This window comes from Mangrovicella endophytica, from assembly GCF_002893625.1.
GTDB lineage: Bacteria > Pseudomonadota > Alphaproteobacteria > Rhizobiales > Rhizobiaceae > Mangrovicella > Mangrovicella endophytica.
This window is the reverse complement of record NZ_PKMZ01000003.1, coordinates 269,073-286,833: the sequence shown is the minus strand read 5'-3', so window position 1 is coordinate 286,833 and position 17,761 is coordinate 269,073. Positions and strand designations below refer to the sequence as shown.

At 67.1% G+C, this 17,761-nt stretch carries 15 protein-coding genes; 7 read left to right on the top strand and 8 right to left on the bottom strand.

Annotated elements, in window-relative coordinates; genetic code table 11:
- Positions 1–91: 91 nt before the first annotated feature.
- The 6 genes from C0R46_RS10215 to betI form a co-directional block, all read right to left on the bottom strand.
- Positions 92–2,266: a malate synthase G gene (locus C0R46_RS10215; RefSeq protein WP_102959513.1), complete on the bottom strand. Its 2,175-nt coding sequence runs from the start codon at positions 2,264–2,266 to the stop codon at positions 92–94.
- Between the two features lie 106 nt (positions 2,267–2,372).
- On the bottom strand, positions 2,373–3,038 hold the full coding sequence (gene trhA, locus C0R46_RS10210; RefSeq protein WP_245413515.1) for a PAQR family membrane homeostasis protein TrhA: 666 nt from the start codon (positions 3,036–3,038) through the stop codon (positions 2,373–2,375).
- Positions 3,035–3,604 carry a PIN domain-containing protein gene (locus C0R46_RS10205; protein ID WP_102959512.1) on the bottom strand — a complete coding sequence of 190 codons (570 nt, stop codon included), beginning with the start codon at positions 3,602–3,604 and terminating at the stop codon, positions 3,035–3,037. The genes trhA and C0R46_RS10205 overlap by 4 nt, the downstream gene beginning before the upstream one ends.
- 1 nt (position 3,605) lies before the next feature.
- Positions 3,606–3,848 carry a type II toxin-antitoxin system prevent-host-death family antitoxin gene (locus C0R46_RS10200; RefSeq protein WP_102959511.1) on the bottom strand — a complete coding sequence of 81 codons (243 nt, stop codon included), beginning with the start codon at positions 3,846–3,848 and terminating at the stop codon, positions 3,606–3,608.
- A gap of 76 nt (positions 3,849–3,924) precedes the next feature.
- On the bottom strand, positions 3,925–5,589 hold the full coding sequence (betA, locus tag C0R46_RS10195; protein WP_198598292.1) for a choline dehydrogenase: 1,665 nt from the start codon (positions 5,587–5,589) through the stop codon (positions 3,925–3,927).
- On the bottom strand, positions 5,580–6,167 hold the full coding sequence (betI, locus tag C0R46_RS10190) for a choline-binding transcriptional repressor BetI (protein WP_102959510.1): 588 nt from the start codon (positions 6,165–6,167) through the stop codon (positions 5,580–5,582). The genes betA and betI overlap by 10 nt, the downstream gene beginning before the upstream one ends.
- A 184-nt stretch (positions 6,168–6,351) precedes the next feature.
- Between betI and C0R46_RS10185 the strand changes: the two genes are divergently transcribed.
- From C0R46_RS10185 to C0R46_RS10175, 3 genes are all read left to right on the top strand, one after another.
- Positions 6,352–8,025, top strand: a complete 1,674-nt coding sequence (locus tag C0R46_RS10185; RefSeq protein ID WP_102959509.1) for a bifunctional metallophosphatase/5'-nucleotidase — start codon at positions 6,352–6,354, stop codon at positions 8,023–8,025.
- Between the two features lie 168 nt (positions 8,026–8,193).
- The gene (locus C0R46_RS10180; RefSeq protein ID WP_198598291.1) at positions 8,194–8,628 is read left to right on the top strand and encodes a hypothetical protein; all 435 of its coding nucleotides are present in this window, start codon (positions 8,194–8,196) and stop codon (positions 8,626–8,628) included.
- A gap of 35 nt (positions 8,629–8,663) precedes the next feature.
- Positions 8,664–10,919, top strand: a complete 2,256-nt coding sequence (locus tag C0R46_RS10175) for a pyrroloquinoline quinone-dependent dehydrogenase (RefSeq protein ID WP_245413514.1) — start codon at positions 8,664–8,666, stop codon at positions 10,917–10,919.
- 47 nt (positions 10,920–10,966) lie between these two features.
- Here C0R46_RS10175 and C0R46_RS10170 read toward each other — a convergent pair whose 3' ends face one another.
- Positions 10,967–12,205 carry an ROK family transcriptional regulator gene (locus C0R46_RS10170; protein WP_102959507.1) on the bottom strand — a complete coding sequence of 413 codons (1,239 nt, stop codon included), beginning with the start codon at positions 12,203–12,205 and terminating at the stop codon, positions 10,967–10,969.
- A gap of 276 nt (positions 12,206–12,481) precedes the next feature.
- Here C0R46_RS10170 and C0R46_RS10165 point away from each other — a divergent pair, with 276 nt between their 5' ends.
- The 3 genes from C0R46_RS10165 (at position 12,482) to C0R46_RS10155 (ending at position 15,568) form a co-directional block, all read left to right on the top strand.
- Positions 12,482–13,459, top strand: coding sequence for a sugar ABC transporter substrate-binding protein (locus tag C0R46_RS10165; RefSeq protein WP_102959762.1), 978 nt, complete (start codon positions 12,482–12,484; stop codon positions 13,457–13,459).
- Between the two features lie 247 nt (positions 13,460–13,706).
- Entirely contained in the window at positions 13,707–14,786 is a 1,080-nt protein-coding gene (locus tag C0R46_RS10160; RefSeq protein WP_102959506.1) for an ABC transporter permease, read from the top strand.
- Positions 14,786–15,568, top strand: coding sequence for an ATP-binding cassette domain-containing protein (locus C0R46_RS10155; RefSeq protein ID WP_102959505.1), 783 nt, complete (start codon positions 14,786–14,788; stop codon positions 15,566–15,568). Before C0R46_RS10160 ends, C0R46_RS10155 begins: the two co-directional genes overlap by 1 nt.
- Before the next feature lie 158 nt (positions 15,569–15,726).
- On the opposite strand, the gene C0R46_RS10150 is transcribed toward C0R46_RS10155, so the two are convergent.
- Positions 15,727–16,518 carry a class I SAM-dependent methyltransferase gene (locus C0R46_RS10150; protein ID WP_102959504.1) on the bottom strand — a complete coding sequence of 264 codons (792 nt, stop codon included), beginning with the start codon at positions 16,516–16,518 and terminating at the stop codon, positions 15,727–15,729.
- 103 nt (positions 16,519–16,621) lie between these two features.
- Here C0R46_RS10150 and C0R46_RS10145 point away from each other — a divergent pair, with 103 nt between their 5' ends.
- A complete protein-coding gene (locus tag C0R46_RS10145; protein ID WP_102959503.1) occupies positions 16,622–17,758 on the top strand; it encodes an ABC transporter substrate-binding protein in 1,137 nt (378 codons plus the stop codon).
- Positions 17,759–17,761 lie beyond the last annotated feature (3 nt).

Sequence of the window (17,761 nt, the reverse complement as noted above, 5' to 3'; positions counted from 1 at the left end):
CACGCATCAAGCCAGGTCTCCTCGCCGGATCGTTGAGACACAAAGCCGGCCGGTTCCTAGTGGAGCCGGCCGGCTTTGCTTTGGACGTATGTCAGGCGGCGGCGCCTGCCGCCTTCTTCTCCAGCCGGCGGCGATGCAGGACCGGCTCCGTATAGCCGGACGGCTGCACGCGGCCCTCGAAGACGAGCTCGCAGGCTGCCTGGAAGGCGATCGAGCCGTCGAAGTCCGGCGCCATCGGCCGATACAGAGGATCGCCGGCATTCTGGGCATCCACCTTGGCCGCCATGCGGCGCATCGCGTCCATCACCTCGTCATGGCTGACGACACCATGATGCAGCCAGTTGGCAAGATGCTGGGACGAGATGCGGCAGGTGGCGCGGTCCTCCATGAGGCCGACATCGTTGATGTCGGGCACGGTGGAGCAGCCGACGCCCTGGTCGATCCAGCGCACGACGTAGCCCAGGATGCCTTGCGCGTTGTTCTCCACCTCGGCGCGGATCTCCGCCTCCGACCAGTTCGCGCCATCGGCGAGCGGGATCGTCAGGATGTCGGCAAGCCCCGCGCGGCGTCCGCCACGCGCGAGCTCATCCTGCCGCGCCAGCACGTCGACGCGGTGATAGTGGGTGGCGTGCAGCGTCGCCGCGGTCGGGCTCGGCACCCAGGCGCAGTTGGCGCCGGCCTTCGGATGAGCGAGCTTCTGCTCCAGCATGTCGTGCATGCGGGCCGGCATCGCCCACATGCCCTTGCCGATCTGGGCGTGGCCGCGCAGACCGCAGGCCAGGCCCACATCGACGTTCCAGTCTTCATAGGCGGCGATCCAGGGCCGGCCCTTCATCAGCGACTTGCGCTCCATGGGGCCAGCCTCCATCGAGGTGTGGATCTCGTCGCCGGTGCGGTCGAGGAAGCCGGTATTGATGAAGAAGACGCGCGAGCGCGCCGCCCGGATGCACTCCTTGAGGTTGACGGTGGTGCGCCGCTCCTCGTCCATGATGCCGACCTTCAGCGTGAAGCGGGGCAAGCCGAGCGCATCCTCGACCCGCGCGAAGATGTCGTTCGTGAAGGCGACCTCCTCCGGCCCATGCATCTTGGGCTTGACGATGTAGATCGAGCCGCAGCGCGAGTTGCGTATCCCGTCCATCTTCTTCAGGTCGTGGATCGCGATCGCCGAGGTCACCATGGCGTCGAGAAGCCCCTCCGGCGCCTCCGATCCATCGGCCAGCAGCACCGCCGGGTTGGTCATGAGGTGGCCGACATTGCGCACCAGCAGCAGCGAGCGGCCCGGCAGCACCAGCGCCGAGCCGTCCGGGGCCACATAGCGGCGGTCGGCCTCCAGCCGGCGCGTCATCGGCTGGCCGTTCTTCTTGAACGTTTCCGTCAGGTCGCCCTTCATCAGGCCGAGCCAGTTGCGGTAGACCGCCGTCTTGTCGTCGGCATCCACCGCGGCGATCGAATCTTCGCAGTCGCAGATCGCCGTCACCGCCGCTTCCACAACGACGTCCGCGACATGGGCAGGATCGGTGGCACCGATGGGATGGGCGGCGTCGATCCGCACCTCGACATGCAGGGCATTGTGCCGGAAGAGGACCGAGGTCGGGGCCGCGGCGGAGCCGGTATGGCCGGCGAAGACGGCAAGGTCGGCAAGCCCGATCTCGCCGCCCGAAGCGAGGCGCGCGCGCAGGACGCCGTTCTCGACGGCATAGGCGACGACGTCCGCATGGGAGGCGTCGTCGAGCGGAGCCACCTCATCAAGGAAGCTCTTGGCCCAGGCGACGACGCGGGCGCCCCGCGCGGCATCGAAGCCGCCGCCCTGCGGCAGGTCGCCGAGCGCGTCGGTGCCGTAGAGGGCGTCGTAGAGCGAGCCCCAGCGGGCGTTCGCGGCGTTCAGCGTGTAGCGCGCGTTCATCAGCGGCACGACCAGCTGCGGACCGGGGATCAGCGCGATCTCGGGATCGACATTGGCGGTGTCGACGGCAAAGTCGGCGCCTTCCGGAACGAGGTAGCCGATCTCCCGGAGGAAGCTGCGATAGGCCTCCGCATCGACGGCCTGACCGCGGCGCTGACGATGCCAATCGTCGATCTCGGCCTGCAGCGTCTCGCGCTTGTCGAGCAGCTGCCGGTTGCGCGGCGCCAGATCCGCCAGGATCGCAGCGAGGCCGGACCAGAAGCGCTCGGGCTCGATGCCGGTGCCCGGCAGCGCCTCCTCGTCGATGAAGCGCTTCAGAACGGCGGCGACCTTCAGGCCATGGACATCGATGCGATCGGACATGTCGGCTCTCCTGCGGAATGAGAGCGAAATCGACAATCGGCGCGGTGAAGTCAATCGCCTGACGGCTCGCCCCACACTGGTCGGTGCTGCCGATCGGGCGACGAGGTCAGGCGAGGGGCGCGACGGCCATCGTGCTGGCGCACCAGACGGCGGCGAAATGGATGCAGCCGGCAACAAGCACGAAGCCATGCCAGATGGCGTTCTGAAAGCGCAGACGTTCGGCCAGATGGAAGATGACGCCGAGCGAATAGACCACGCCGCCGGCGACGATCAGCCAGAGCACCGTGCCGGACAGCGACAGCCAGATGGTACGGCCGACCACCACGCCGCTCCAGCCGAGCGCGAGATAAAGGAGGATCGACAGCCGGTCGAACTCGCCCGGCCGCAGGAGTTTCAGCGCGACGCCCGCGATCGCCACCGACCAGACGCCGGCGAGCAGCCACCAGATGCCGGTCTTCACCAGGAAGGGTGTGTAGGTGCCGGCGATCAGAAGGTAGATCGCCGCATGGTCGAGGCGCCGCAGCAGCCATTTCAACGTCGAGACGGGCCACATGTTGTAGGCGGCCGAGGCGCTCGTGGAGAGGAGCAGCGCGGCCAGATAGATCGACACGGCCGCGATCTCCGAGGCCGTTCCGTTGCCCGCCAGGCGCCAGGCAAAGGCGATTGCACCGGCCACCACCAGCAGCAGGCCGAGGACATGGACGACACCATCGGCCCACAGCTCGGCGAGCGTATAGTTCCAGGCGACGGTTCCTCGGCTTAGGTCGGTCAAGCGGGCTTTCCGTAGTGATCAACGAACAGGTCGGAAGCTACGGCAGTCCGAGAGCCTACGACAGGTCCTCCAGCCCTTGAGGCACGCAATTTCAAGTTATGCGCCGGTCGATGGCCGATCGTTAGCCGGGAGCGGTGGCAGCGCGTCGTAAGGTCGAGACAGGCAACGCCGAGGGGTCGGAAGTCTCTGATATTGCGGGTCAGAACAGTGAAGCCGTGCAACTCAGCCGTCGCTGCAATGGCGATATCTGGAAAACCGGGCTCGGCGCCGATAAATCGGGCACGGTCCGACAAGGCTCCTGCGATGCGAGCAGCAGCGATGCCGAAGGGCAAGATTCGATCGCCATAGAGATGCTCGACCGTTTCCCACCACCCGCGCAGTGTCTCGGCCTTGCGAGTCGCGCCTTCCCGCTGCGCCTTCTCGATCCCGTCATGAACTTCGGCCACGGTAACCGCCGACAAGTACAGACTGGCCGATGCCCGATCCATCCACGCGACGAGTTCGCCGAAAGGCATCCTGACGGTCGGTGACCCTGCGGACAGGATGTTCGTGTCGACCAGATACACGTCAGAAGCCGGCAGTGCGAAGACCTTTTCGGTTGCGCTCGGGCAAGTCACCCTCCTCCAGACCAGACGCCATCAGGAGACGTCCGAAAGACGGAACGGTGGAGAGACGCTCCCATTCGGCGAAGCTGACTACGACGACCTCCGGTTCGCCACCGCGCGCGATGATCGAAGGCATGCCGTTGGCGGCATCATCCACGACCGTCGAAGGAATAGCGTCGGCATCGCCAAGCCGGATCGTGCGCATCACACCCCACCCGTCACAGTTGTCGTATCAACTGGCAAAGCTAAGCAGCACGCCGATGCCGATCAAGCTGGACGCCTTACCTCTGCCTGTCCTGCCAATGTGGCGCGATCCAGGGCTTGAGGTTGGAGGCCGCCAGCATGCCCTCGCCGAGAATATGGTCTGCCGCCTTCTCGCCGACCATGATGGAGGGTCCGTTGAGATTGCCGTTGGTCACCCGCGGGAAGATCGAGGAGTCGGCGAGCCGCAGGGCGTCGACGCCGATGACGCGCGTTTGCGGATCGACCACCGCATCCGGATCATCTGCGGCGCCCATGCGGCAGGCGCCGCAGGGATGATAGGCGCTCTCGGCATGATGGGCGATGAAGGCGTCGAGATCATCGTCGCTCTTCACCGCATCGCCCGGCTGGATTTCCCGGCCGCGATAGGGGGTAAAGGCGTCCTGCGCGAAGATCTCGCGCGTCAGCCGGATCGCCTGGCGGAACTCCGTCCAATCGTCGCTGTGGCTCATATAGTTGAAGCGGATCGACGGTGCTTCGGCCGGATCGGCGCTCTTGAGGCGGATGCTCCCACGCGACTTGGACCGCATCGGCCCGACATGGGCCTGGAAGCCGTGGCCTGGCGCCGCCGCCCGGCCATCGTAGCGCACCGCCGCCGGAATGAAGTGGTACTGGATGTCGGGATAGTCGATGCCCGCCGCCGAGCGGATGAAGCCCGCCGCCTCGAAATGGTTGGTCGCGCCGTGGCCGGTATGGAGCAGCATCCATTCAAGCCCGATCCGGCCCTTGGAGAACAGGCCGAGATAGCCGTTGAGGGTGATCGGCTGGATGCATTCCTGCTGGATATAGAGCTCCAGATGGTCCTGCAGGTTCTTGCCGACGCCGCGCCGTTCGACCTTGGTCGTCACGCCCGCGGCGGCAAGCTCGGCGGGATCGCCGATCCCCGAATGCATCAGGAGCACCGGCGAGTTGATGGCGCCGGCGGCCACCACCACCTCCCGGCGCGCCTTCACCAGCCCGGTTTCGCGGCGGCCGTTGCCGACGACGACGCCGGTCGCCTGGTCACCCTCCAGCGCGACCCGCAGGGCCACGGCATGCAGGAGCCGGCAGTTGCCGCGCTTGATGGCGGGGCGCAGATAGGCGTTGGCGGCCGACCAGCGGCGGCCGCGCCAGATGGTCTGCTGCATCGGGGCAAAGCCCTCCTGCTGCTCGCCATTGTAGTCGTCGGTGACCGGATAGCCCGCCTGCCGGCCTGCCTCGATGAAGGCGTGGTAGAGGGGGTTCGCCATGACGCCGCGACGCACATGCAGCGGCCCGTCCGTCCCGCGCCAGGCGGGGTCGCCACCCTCCATCGCCTCCATGCGCTTGAAGTAGGGAAGGACGTCGGCATAGCCCCACCCCTGCGCACCGCTCTCCGCCCAGTGGTCGAAATCGCGGGCATGTCCGCGCACATAGACCATGCCGTTGATCGAGGACGAGCCGCCGATCACCCGCCCCCGCGGCGTTGCGAGCCGGCGACCGCCGAGCGCGGCCTCCGGCTCGGCGCGGTAGCCCCAGTCGTAGCGCGGCATGTTCATCGGCATGGACAGGGCGCCGGGCATCTGGATCAGCGGCCCCGCGTCGGTGCCGCCGGCCTCGATCACCACGACGTCGTAGCGGCCATGCGCCGACAGGCGATAGGCAAGCGCCGAGCCGGCCGAGCCCGAACCGACGATGACATAGTCGGCTTCCGTGATCACGCGCATCGGGCAATCTCCGCATCGACGAAGCGCTCGACCGCGCCGATGGCAGCGGCAGCGTCGGGCGCATGTTTCGGTGTCAGTGCCTGGCGCAGCCACACGCCATCGATCATGGCACCCGCTGCAGCAGCGATATCGCGAGCGGCACCTCGTCCCGTCAGCGGCGAGAGAGCCGCGACTAGGTTGGATTCCAGCCGGCGGAAATAGACGGCGAGGAGCCGCGCCGCTTCCGGCGAGCGGCGGGCGTTGAGATAGAAGACCAGCCAGGCGGCGATCGTCTCGGCGGTGAACTGGCCGGGAGCAAAGCAGCCGGCGACGATGGCCCCTACACGCTGGCGCGGCGTCTCGGCGGCGCGCAGGCGCGCCGTGACGCCGGCGCGGAATTCCTTCAGGAGGTGGCGCATGGCGGCGATCATCAGATCGTCCTTGCCGCCGAAATAGTGGTGCGCGAGCGCCGGCGAGACTGACGCCCGCCGGGCGATCGCCGCCATAGTGACGTCGAGCGAGCCCTCCACCTCGATGGCGCCGATCGCCGCCTGGATCAGCGCCTCGCGGCGAACGCCCTCGATATCGCTCCGTGCCATGTGACCTCCGCCTGCTCCGTCGATCCTGGCAACCTGTCCTTCATTGATTGATCAGTCAATCAATGAAGACGATCATCCGGTGAAGCAGCGCTTCGGCGACACTGGCCGTCGGCATGCGGCCGAGGCCGGATGCAAAGGACTGGCGCAGGCATGAAGCGGCTTGGCCTTTGGCTCCCGACGCGCCATGATCGGCTCATGCCGCCATGCGGCGTCACGACGCCGGACGCGACCGGATCGTCCGGCCAACGGAGAGCGATCCCATGGCCCTTCGAGCTTCCGCCGTGCTTGCCGCCCTGATGTCCATCGGCGCCCGGCGGCCTTCGGCGCGGACACGCTGACGATCCTCCACACCAACGACTTCCACAGCCGCGTCGAGCCGATCAACAAATTCGATTCGACCTGCACGGCGGATGAGGCGGCGGAGAAGGCCTGCTTCGGTGGATCCGCACGGCTGAAGACGGCGATTGACCGCGAGCGCGCCAAGGCGCCGGCCAGCATCCTCGTCGATGCCGGGGACCAGTCGCAGGGCTCGCTCTTCTACACCTATTATGGCGGCAAGGCCGAGGTGGAGATGATGAACCGCCTCGGCTATCAGGCGATGGCGCTCGGCAACCACGAGTTCGATCGCGGTCCGGCCGGAGCCGCCGTGTTCCTCGACACCATCACCTTTCCGATGCTGCTCGCCAATGGCGATACGTCGAAGGAGCCGCTGATCGCCGGCAGAACGAAGCCGTCCATCATCCTCGATGCTGACGGCGACAAGGTCGGCGTGATCGGCCTCTCCACGGTCGAGACCCCGGAGGTGTCGAGCTCAGGACCGACGGTCGTCTTCACCGATCCGGCGCCCGCGCTGAGCCGCGAGATCGCCGCGCTGAAGGGCCAGGGCGTCGAACGCATCGTCGTTCTCAGCCATTCCGGCTATGGGGTCGAAAAGGAGCTTGCCGCCAAGGTGCCGGGCATCGACATCATCGTCGGCGGCCATAGTCACACCTTCCTGTCCAGCACCGAGAAGGACGCCGAAGGCCCCTACCCGACCATGGTGGACGGGCCGGAGGGCAAGGTCGCGGTGGTGAGCGCCCGCTCCTACGGCAAATATCTCGGCGCGCTGACCGTCCGCTTCGATGGTGCCGGCCGCCTTACGGAGGCGAGCGGCGCGCCGATCCTCCTCGACGCCAGCATCGCCGAGGACGGAGGGATCAAGGCGCGCGTCGCCGAGTTAGCCAAACCCCTGCAGGAGATCCGCGACAAGGTGGTCGCGCACTCGGCCGACGCGATCGACGGCTCGCGCGAGACCTGCCGGGCCAAGGAATGCGCGATGGGCAACCTCGTCGCCGAGGCGATCCTCGACCATGTGAAGGGCCAGGGAACGCAGATCGCCATCGTCAACGGCGGCGGTCTCAGAGCCTCGATCGATGCCGGCGACGTCACGATGGGCGAGGTGCTGACCGTGCTGCCGTTCCAGAATACGCTCTCGACCTTCGAGCTGACCGGCGCCGACATCAAGGCGGCCCTGGAGAACGGCGTCAGCAAGGTGGAGGAAGGCTCGGGGCGTTTTCCGCAGGTGGCGGGCCTCAAATTCACCTGGTCGAAGGCAGGTAAGCCCGGCATCGACCGCATCCGCTCGGTCGAGGTGAAGCAGGGCGATGCCTTCGTGCCGCTGGATCCTGCAAAGACCTATCTCGTCGTCTCCAACAACTTCATGCGTGGCGGCGGCGACGGCTACACCGTCTTCACCGAGAAGGGCATGAAGGCCTATGACTACGGCCCGTCGCTGGAAGACGCCGTGGCCGCTTATCTCGGCAAGACCAACGCAGCGTATGAGCCTCACACCGACGGCAGGATCAGCGAGGTCGACTGACGCCGGCCCATAGGAGGCAGATATCTAGCAAGCGTCTCGCAGAGGCCGCCTGCCGCGCCAGAGCTGAGACGGCGCAGGTCGTCAGCCATCTAGCAGAGCGATGCTTGAAGGCTCGGGGGCGAAAATTAGCTACCCCTGCACACGGGGAACTGCGCAGGGAAGCATCCTATGACCGTCGTCCAGCAATCGAACAGTCGACCACCGCGTACTGTCGGCTACTGGGGCACTCTGGCCGTGGCCGTGGTGATTCTCGCGTTCGGCATACCGATCTTCCTTGGCGGCATTTGGCTCGCATTGCTTGGCGGTTCCTGGTACTACGTCTTTGCAGGACTTGGCCTCCTGCTGACGGCCATCTACCTGTTCCGCTTCTCCATGACGGCGGTTAGCATCTACGCCATCACCTTTGTCGGTACGCTGATCTGGGCTTTCTGGGAGGCGGGTTTCGACTGGTGGGCACAGGTGCCAAGGTTGGTCGCGCCTACCGTCGTACTCGTTCTCGTGCTGCTGACGATCCCGGTTCTGCGACGCCACAGGCGCCAGGCGCCCGGCGCAGCGCCTGCATCGTCACCATACCCGGACGAGCGCGTCCGCAGGGCCGCCTGATGGCTTCCGCAAAGACTTCGCTGAAAGGACATCCGATGGCGCTGCCAACGATTGCCTGTGGACGCATCCTACTTGCGGGAATGACCTGCCTCGGCCTTGCGCTCTTCCCCGCCAGCGCGCAGGAGCCGAGCCCGTCCACCACCACCACGGCTCCGGCCCCGCAGGATCAGTCCACAGCGCCCGTACCGCAAGGGGCCGTTCCGCCGGCTGCGTCTCCAGCCGATCCGGCGATTCAGCCAGCCCCGCCTTCACCGGCTGAACAGGGCACATCGACGCCGGCGGGTAGCACCCCGAACGATACGGCCACCGCTCCGACGGCTGCGACGCCGCCCTCACCGCTGGCTGCCGCCGCGGCGCGTGCTCCTGTTGAACCGCTACCAGTCGGCCCCGACTGGCCACACTATGGCGGCAGCACCACTGCCAGCCGCTATTCGCCGCTGGACCAGATCACGCCGGATAATGTCGGTCAGCTCCAGAAGGTCTGGACCTATCGCACCGGCGACATGCCGAGCGAGGCGGCCGAGAACAAATACGCGCCCGAGACGACACCCCTGAAGATTGGCGACCGGCTCTATCTCTGCTCGGCCAAGAACATCCTGATCGCTGTGAATGCAGCGAGCGGCGAGGAAATCTGGCGTTACGATCCGCAGGTCGCCGACGAGGCGATCCCCTACAGCGCCAGTTGCCGCGGCGTGTCCTATTACGCCGTGCCGGATGCGGCGCCCGACAGCGCCTGCGCCACCCGCATCATCGAGGGGACGCTGGATGCCCGGCTGATCGCCGTGGACGCGCGCACTGGAGAGCCTTGCGCCAATTTCGGCGACAACGGCGCCGTGGATCTGTGGACCGGCATCGGCGAGAAGGTGCCGGGCTGGTACGCGGTCACCGCGCCGCCCGCCATTGTGCGCGGCGTCGTCGTTACCGGTGCGCAGGTAAAGGATGGCGAGGCAGAGGATGCACCCTCCGGCGTCATCCGCGGCTATGACGCGGTCACCGGCGCGCTCGTCTGGGCTTGGGACCTCGCCAATCCGGCGTTCACCGGTCTGCCGCCGGAGGGTCAGACCTATACGCGGGGCACGCCGAACATGTGGACCGCGGCCGTCGGCGACGAGGCGCTCGGCTATGTCTATCTGCCGCTCGGCAACTCTTCGGTCGATTACTTTGGGGGCAATCGAAGCGAAGCCGAGAACGAGTGGTCGACCTCGCTCGTCGCTCTCGATGTGACCACCGGCAAGCCCGTCTGGCACTTCCAGACGGTGCGATACGACGTCTGGGACTACGATCTCGGCTCACAGCCGACGCTGGTGGATTTTCCCCGCGACGGCGGCACAGTGCCGGCCGTGGTGCTGCCAAGCAAGCAGGGCGACATCTACATCCTCGACCGGCGGACCGGCGAATCGCTCTTTCCGGTGAACGAGGAAGCGGCGCCGGCCGGCGGGGTCGAGAATGAGGCCCTGGCGGACAGCCAGCCGACATCGGCCTATCACGACCTGCGCTTTCCCCGGCTGACGGAAAAGGACATGTGGGGCATGACCCCGCTGGACCAGCTGTGGTGCCGCATCCAGTTCCGCCGCGCAGCCTATGACGGGCCCTATACCGCGCCGACAAGCGACCGCTACTACATCGAATATCCCGGCTATAACGGCGGGTCGGACTGGGGCAGCGTGGCGGTGGATCCGAGCAGAGGCATCCTGATCGCCAACTACAACAACATGCCGAACCACAACCGGCTCCTGACCCGCGAAGAGGCCGACGAGCGCGGCCTTGCGCCGATCTACGAGCGCAACGACCAGTCCGATGTCGAAGGCCGCGCCGAGGGCGCCGGCGACCCGCAGACGGGCGCACCTTACGCGATCGACGTCAACGCCGGCTGGCGCGTTCCCTTCACCGGCCTTCTGTGCAAGGAGCCTCCCTATGGCGGCATCCGCGCCATCGAGCTGGCCACCGGCAAGACGCTGTGGGACGAGCCGATCGGCACCGCCCGTAAGAATGGTCCGTTTGGCATTCCGACCTTCCTGCCGATCACCATCGGGACGCCCAACAATGGCGGGCCGCTCGTCACCGCCGGCGGCCTCGTCTTCATCGCCGCGGCGACGGACGATCTGATCCGCGCCATCGACATCAAGACCGGCAAGGTTGTCTGGCAGGACGAACTGCCTGCCGGCGGGCAGGCAACGCCGATGGCCTACGAGGTGGATGGGCGTCAGTACATCGGCTTCATGGCCGGCGGGCACCACTTCATGGAAACGCCGATCGGAGACTACGTGATCGCCTACGCGCTGCCGCAGTAGCCGCTGGCGCCGGGCTCGCCGCAGACCAGGGGTACCTCGCCCCGGGCTCAGCCGCGGTCGGCGTAGAGGACGCGGTGGTCAATCAGGAAGCGGGCAAAGAAGGGCAGGCTCGCCGAGCCGATCTCGCGCGCGCTGGAGCCGATCGTTCCCTCCCGCACCGTGATCGGCGACAGGCCGCGCCGGTTGAGCCCGTCCAGCCGCTGCGCCGTCTCGGCGACGAGGCGCGCGCGCACCTCCGGCGGAAAGCCGCCATCGATGACCGCGCATTCAAAGTCATAGACGGCGCTCGCTGCAAGGATCGCATGGGCCAGCCCGTGGGCGGCGATCGCGATCCAGCGGTCGAGAACCTCGCCGAGCTCGCCCCAGACATCCGGCCGTTCCCAGAGCGCTGCGCCATCCTGTCCGGCCTCGGCAAGTATGGTCTCCAGGAGGCGGATGGAGGCAAAGGCGATCAGCTGGTCGAAGCCGCCGCCGTCGGGATGCGGAACCGGAATCGAGCCGAGGGCGCCGGCATTGTCGGTGCGGCCCGGCACGAGGTCGCCATCCATGACGATCCCGCCGCCGACAAAGGCGCCGACGAAGAAGTAGAGGAAGTCGGCGCTCCCAGTCTGCCCGAAGACGTGCTCGGCGGCGCAGGCGGCGGTCGCGTCGTTGGCAAGGTTCACGCTGCGCCCCGTGCAGGCTTCCAGTTCGGCGACGATGTCGACGCTGCGCCACTCCGCCATGGCGTCTGCAGGGGCGCCGATCTCCTCCGCCCAGCTCCATATGTCGTAGGGCATGGCGACGCCGAGGCCGGCGATCCGCTTCTGACCGTCCGGTCCGGCCGCAGCGGCAACCTGCCGGGCCGCGCCCGCGGCGAAGTCGAGGATCTCGGCGAGACGCGGATAGCGATAGCTGCGCCGCTCGCGGGCCCGCAACGTCCCGACGAAATCCATCAGCACCAGCTCGGCCGAGCGGCGGCCGATCTTCAGCCCGAGCGAGAAGGCGCCGTCCGGGTTCAGTCGCATCGGGATCGATGGTTGGCCGACGCGGCCGCGCCGCGGCTTGGTGCGCAGCACCAGCTCCTCGCTTTCCAGCATCCGCATGATCACCGATGCGGTCTGCGCAGAGAGGCCCGTGCGCCGGGCGATGTCGGCCTTGGCGAGGGCACCGTGGCGGCGGATCAGGGAAAGAACGGCGCGCTCGTTGTGGGCTCTGAGGCCCGACTGGTTCGAGCCGCGCAGCCGTTCGGTGCCGGCCTCCGCATCGCCGCCTCTGGCGGCATCATCCCGAGCCGTGACGCTCAAGGCTACCTCCTCCTCCCGGGCCCGCCGAGGCGCCGTTCAACGGCCGGAACTATCCGTCGGGACGCTGCCATTGCCAACCGAGGAATATCTAATTCCGCGTGAATTATTGTCGTTGACAAGCTTTTTCAGGGGGCTCTTAATGCGGCAAGTGCTGCTGGCGGGGAAACCGCGGCGCAAGGACCGAGGCGGCCGTCCCGCCGCCGCATCCATGTCTGGGAGGACACCACCGTGACATTCCGCTCGCTTCTGGCCGCCGTTTCGCTCGGCGCCATCGCCATGGCCGCCGTCCCGGCCGCCGCGCAGGACGGCGCCACCGTCTGCCTGATCACCAAGACCGACACCAATCCCTTCTTCGTCAAGATGAAGGAGGGTGCGCAGGCCAAGGCCAAGGAGCTCGGCCTCAACCTCCAGGCCTATGCCGGCAAGATCGACGGCGACACCGAGAGCCAGCTCGCCGCCGTCGAGGGCTGCATTGCCGCCGGCGCCAAGGGCATCCTGATCACCCCGGTCGATTCCAAGGGCATCGTGCCGACCATCCAGAAGGCGCGCGACGCCGGCATCCTGGTGATCGCGCTCGACACCTCGCTGGAGCCGATCGAGGCCGCCGACGCCACGTTTGCCACCGACAACTTCAAGGCCGGCGAGTTGATCGGCCAGTGGGCCGAGGCCTCCATGGGCGCGGAGGCCCAGAATGCCCGCATCGCCTTCCTCGACCTGATCCCGGCGCAGCCCTCCGTCGACGTCCAGCGTGACCAGGGCTTCATGCAGGGCTTCGGCATCGACGTGAAGGACAAGAACCGGATCGGCGACGAGGACGATCCGCGCATCGCTGGCCATGACATCACCAATGGCAACGAGGAAGGTGGGCGCACCGCGATGGAGAACCTTCTCCAGAAGGATCCGACCATCAACGTCGTCTACACCATCAACGAGCCGGCCGCGGCGGGCGCCTACCAGGCGCTGAAGGCGGTGGGGCGCGAAGGCGACACGTTGGTCGTTTCGATCGATGGCGGCTGCCCGGGCGTGCAGAACGTCAAGGAGGGCATCATCGGCGCCACCTCCATGCAGTACCCGCTGAAGATGGCGGCGATGGGCGTCGAAGCGATCGACAAGTTCGCTAAGTCCGGCGAGAAGCCGCAGGCGAGCGAAGGCCTGACCTTCACCAACACCGGCGTTGACCTCGTCACCGACAAGCCCGCCGAGGGCGTCACCTCGATGACGACCGAAGAGGCCGCCAAAGCCTGCTGGGGCTGAGCGATCGGCGCGGCGCCTTTTCACGGGCGCCGCATCCCCGGCCGCCGGACCGCGCGCCGGCCGGACTGCCCGGGCGGGAGAAGCGCAGCGGCGGCAATGGCCGCCGCCGCAAGCTCGATCCGGAAGGCCAGGCACCGGTCCAGCGGCACGCCGGCATCGGGACGTGCGGGGCCGGCTCTTCGACCGGCCGTTGACGGCTTCCTGTGCCGGCCGATCTAGATACTGAACGACCACCGGAGGAACGGCGATGAGTGAGACGGCCAAGCCGCCGACCGGCGCCAGCTACGAGGCGGGCCTTGCCGCCGCCGATACGCGCGTTGCCGACTTCAAGCCGTCGCGGCGCGGGCCGCTCGACCACCTCCAGCATGCCCTCCATGCCAATCCGACGCTGGTGCCGGTGCTGGTGCTGCTCGTCGGCGTCGCCGTCTTCGGCATGCTCGTCGGCGGGCGCTTCTTCAACGCCTTCACCCTGACGCTGATCCTCCAGCAGGTGACGATCGTCGGCATCGTCGGCGTCGCGCAGACGCTGATCATCCTCACCGCCGGCATCGACCTGTCGGTCGGCGCCATCATGGTGCTCTCCTCGGTGATCATGGGCCAGCTCGCCTTCCACCACGGCGTACCGGCGCCGCTGGCGCTCGGCGCCGGTCTCTGCGTCGGCATGATCTGCGGGGCGATCAACGGCGCGCTCGTCGCCTTCGTGCGCCTGCCGCCCTTCATCGTCACGCTGGGCACCTGGTTCGTCTTCGAGGCGACCAACTTCATCTATTCCGCCAACGAGACGATCCGCGCGCAGGACGTTTCCGCCAACGCGCCGCTCCTGCAGTTCCTCGGTACCAGCTTCAAGATCGGCGGCGCCGTCCTCACCTACGGCGCCGTCTTCATGGTGCTGCTCGTCCTCATCTTCTGGTACGTCCTCAACCACACGGCCTGGGGGCGGCACGTCTATGCGATCGGCGACGACGAGGACGCCGCGCGCCTGTCCGGCATCCGCACGGGCCGCACGCTCTTCGGCGTCTATGTCACGGCCGGCTGCATCTGCGCGCTGGCGGGCTGGGCGATCATCGGGCGCCTCGGCTCGGTCAGCCCAACCTCGGGCTACGAGGCCAACATCCAGTCGATCACCGCCGTCGTCATCGGCGGCACGTCGCTCTTCGGCGGGCGCGGCTCGGTGCTCGGCACGCTGATCGGCGCGCTGATCGTCGGCGTCTTCGCCATGGGTCTCAGGATCTGGGGCACCGACCCGCAATGGACGCGCCTCACCGTCGGCGCGCTGATCGTGCTCGCGGTCGCCGCCGACCAGTGGATCAGAAAGGTCTCCGCCTGATGCGCCCCGAACCCGTCCTCACCGCCCGCGGCCTTGTGAAGCGCTACGGCCGCGTCGTCGCGCTCGGTTCGGCCGACTTCGACCTCTACCGGGGCGAGATTCTCGCCGTGATCGGCGACAACGGCGCCGGCAAGTCGACGCTGATCAAGGCGCTGACGGGCGCGGTGACGCCGGATGGCGGCGAGATCCGCCTCGACGGCAAGCCCGTGTCCTTCGACAATCCCCAGGCGGCGCGCGACGCCGGCATCGAGACGGTCTACCAGAACCTGGCGCTCTCCCCAGCGCTCTCCATCGCCGACAACATGTTCCTCGGCCGCGAGATCCGGCGCGAGGGCGTGCTCGGTTCGGCCTTCCGCATGCTCGACAAGCCGAAGATGCGGCGCATCGCCCGCGAGAAGCTGTCCGAGCTCGGCCTGATGACCATCCAGAACATCGACCAGCCGGTGGAAACACTATCGGGCGGCCAGCGCCAGGGCGTCGCGGTGGCGCGCGCTGCCGCTTTCGGCTCCAAGGTGGTGATCATGGACGAGCCGACGGCCGCGCTCGGCGTCAAGGAGAGCCGGCGCGTCCTCGACCTGATCCTGGAGGTGCGCTCGCGCGGCCTGCCGATCGTCCTGATCTCGCACAACATGCCGCATGTCTTCGAGATCGCCGACCGCATCCATGTGCACCGGCTCGGCCGGCGCCTCTGCGTCATCGACCCGAAGACCTCGACCATGTCAGACGCCGTCGCCCTGATGACCGGTGCCCGAGCGCCCGAGCCTGAGATGCTGGCGGCGTGAGGGGCTAACGAGCGGATACGGGCTTGTCCGTTCCGCCGCTGGACGTCATCAGCACCGGCCTAGCGCTTCATCGTCGTCCTCCCGCTGGATGGGAAACGACCCATGCCCCCGCGGCGCGGCACAGCCCGCGGGCCACGTCCACCCGCCGCCGCCTGTCCTTATGCCCTGCTCGGCTTCGTCGCCGAGATGGCAAAACGGTCCTGCGCCATGCGGTCGAGTCCGCGCAGGAATCCCATCTTGCGGGCCTGCGCCCAATGGATGTCGGTGAGGTTGCGGTCGACCACGACGTTTTCGAACCCGGCTTCGTGCAGCAGCGCCACCACGGCCTCGGCGGGCATGCCTTCGGCGAAATGCACGCGCGACCAGATGCTCTGATGGCGCGCCAGCATCTCCGGGCTCATGGCGCTCGTGGGCGCCTTGCCGGACAGCTTGGTCCAGAGCGCCTGCAGCGCCTTGACCCAGGTCTCCCGGCGCATGTTGCCGTCGACGATCAGAACCTTGCCGCCGGGCTTCAGGACTGAGAACCACTCGCGGAACGCTGCGCGCGGATCGACCAGCGTCCAGACGAGATGGCGGTTGGTGATGACGTCGTAGCTCTCCGCCGGCTCCATGGTGTTTTCCGCATCGCCCGAGATGAAGCGGATGTCGGCGCCACGCTCTCTGGCTTTGGCGCGCGCCCGGGCCAGCATCGCATCCGACCAGTCGAGCCCGGTCACCCTGAAACCCGCGTCATGCATCAGATGCGAGATCACCGCCGTGCCGCAGGCGAGATCGAGCGCCGCACGGCCTGATCCGGCGCCCAGATGCTTGCGGATCAGGCGCTGCCAGCCGCGGCGTTCGGCCTCGGAGAAGATCTCGTGACCGACGCTCTCGTCGAAGGTCGCCGCCCGGTCCGACCAGAATTCGCGGATCTCGTCGCGGATAGTGAAATTGGCATTCATGGTGCGCATCAGCCGGTTCGTCGCCCCGTCGAACCAGTTCCCGAAATAACTTGATCGCGACGGTCATGTTTCATAAGGCTGCGACATTAGCAGACGTAAGGGGAGCTTCCAGATGGGTGTCATGAGAATCGTCGCAGTGTCCACGGTCGCGTTGATGGGGCTCCTGCCGCTTCCCGCTTTCGCCCAGTCCTTCACGATCACCGACGTCGCGGGCCGCGAGATTGCCTTCGACAAGCCGGCCGAGCGCGTCATCCTCGGCGAGGGGCGCCTTCTTTACGCCGTCGCGCCGATCGAGAAGGACGATCCCTTCGCCAAGATCGTCGGCTGGCGCAACGATCTGAAGAACAATGACGGCGACGGCTACGCCGCCTATGTCGCGAAGTTCCCGAAGGGGAAGGACATCCCCTTCCTCGGCAGCCTGACGGATGGCACGCTGCAGACCGAAACCCTCGTCGATCTGAAGCCGGACGTCGTGCTTCTGACCATCGGCGACAAGGAGGCCGCCGACGAGGTCAAGCTGGAGGAGACGCTGAAGGGTCTCGGCGCGAAGATCGTCTATGTCGATTTCCGCGTCCACATCCTCGACAATACCGAGCCCAGCCTGAAGATCCTTGGCAAGATGTTCGACCATGAGGATCGGGCCGAAGCCCTGGCGTCCTACTGGAAGACCGAGATGGCCCGGGTGACGGACAGGCTGAAGGACAAGAAGCCGGCCGAGCCGAAGGTCTTCATGTATCGCGCCGCCGGCCTGGTGGAGTGCTGCGGCACGTTCGGCCCGGACAATTTCGGCCTGATGGTGGATCTTGCCGGGGGCCACAATCTCGGCTCGGACTTCCTGCCCGGCTACACCGGCAGCATCAATGCCGAGCAGGTGGTGGCATCCAATCCCGACGTCGTCGTGGTGACCGGCGCCAACTGGTCGAACACCAAGGACGCCAAGGACTTCGTCACCGTCGGCCCGAACGCGGCGGCCACAGCAAACGACAGCCGCAAGGCGCTGAACGCGCTGATGGAGAACCCTGCCTTCACCGGCTCCACGGCGGTGAAGAACAACGAGGTGCACGCGATCTGGCACCAGTTCTATGCCAGCCCCTACCAGTTCGTCGCGGTGCAGCGCCTGGCCAAGTGGTTCCACCCCGAGCTGTTCGCCGATCTTGATCCGGACGCAACCTTCAAGGACTTCCACGAGAAGTTCCTGCCGGTCGCGTACCAGCCGGGCTACTGGGTCGACGCCAAGGCGGCGCAGTAGCGC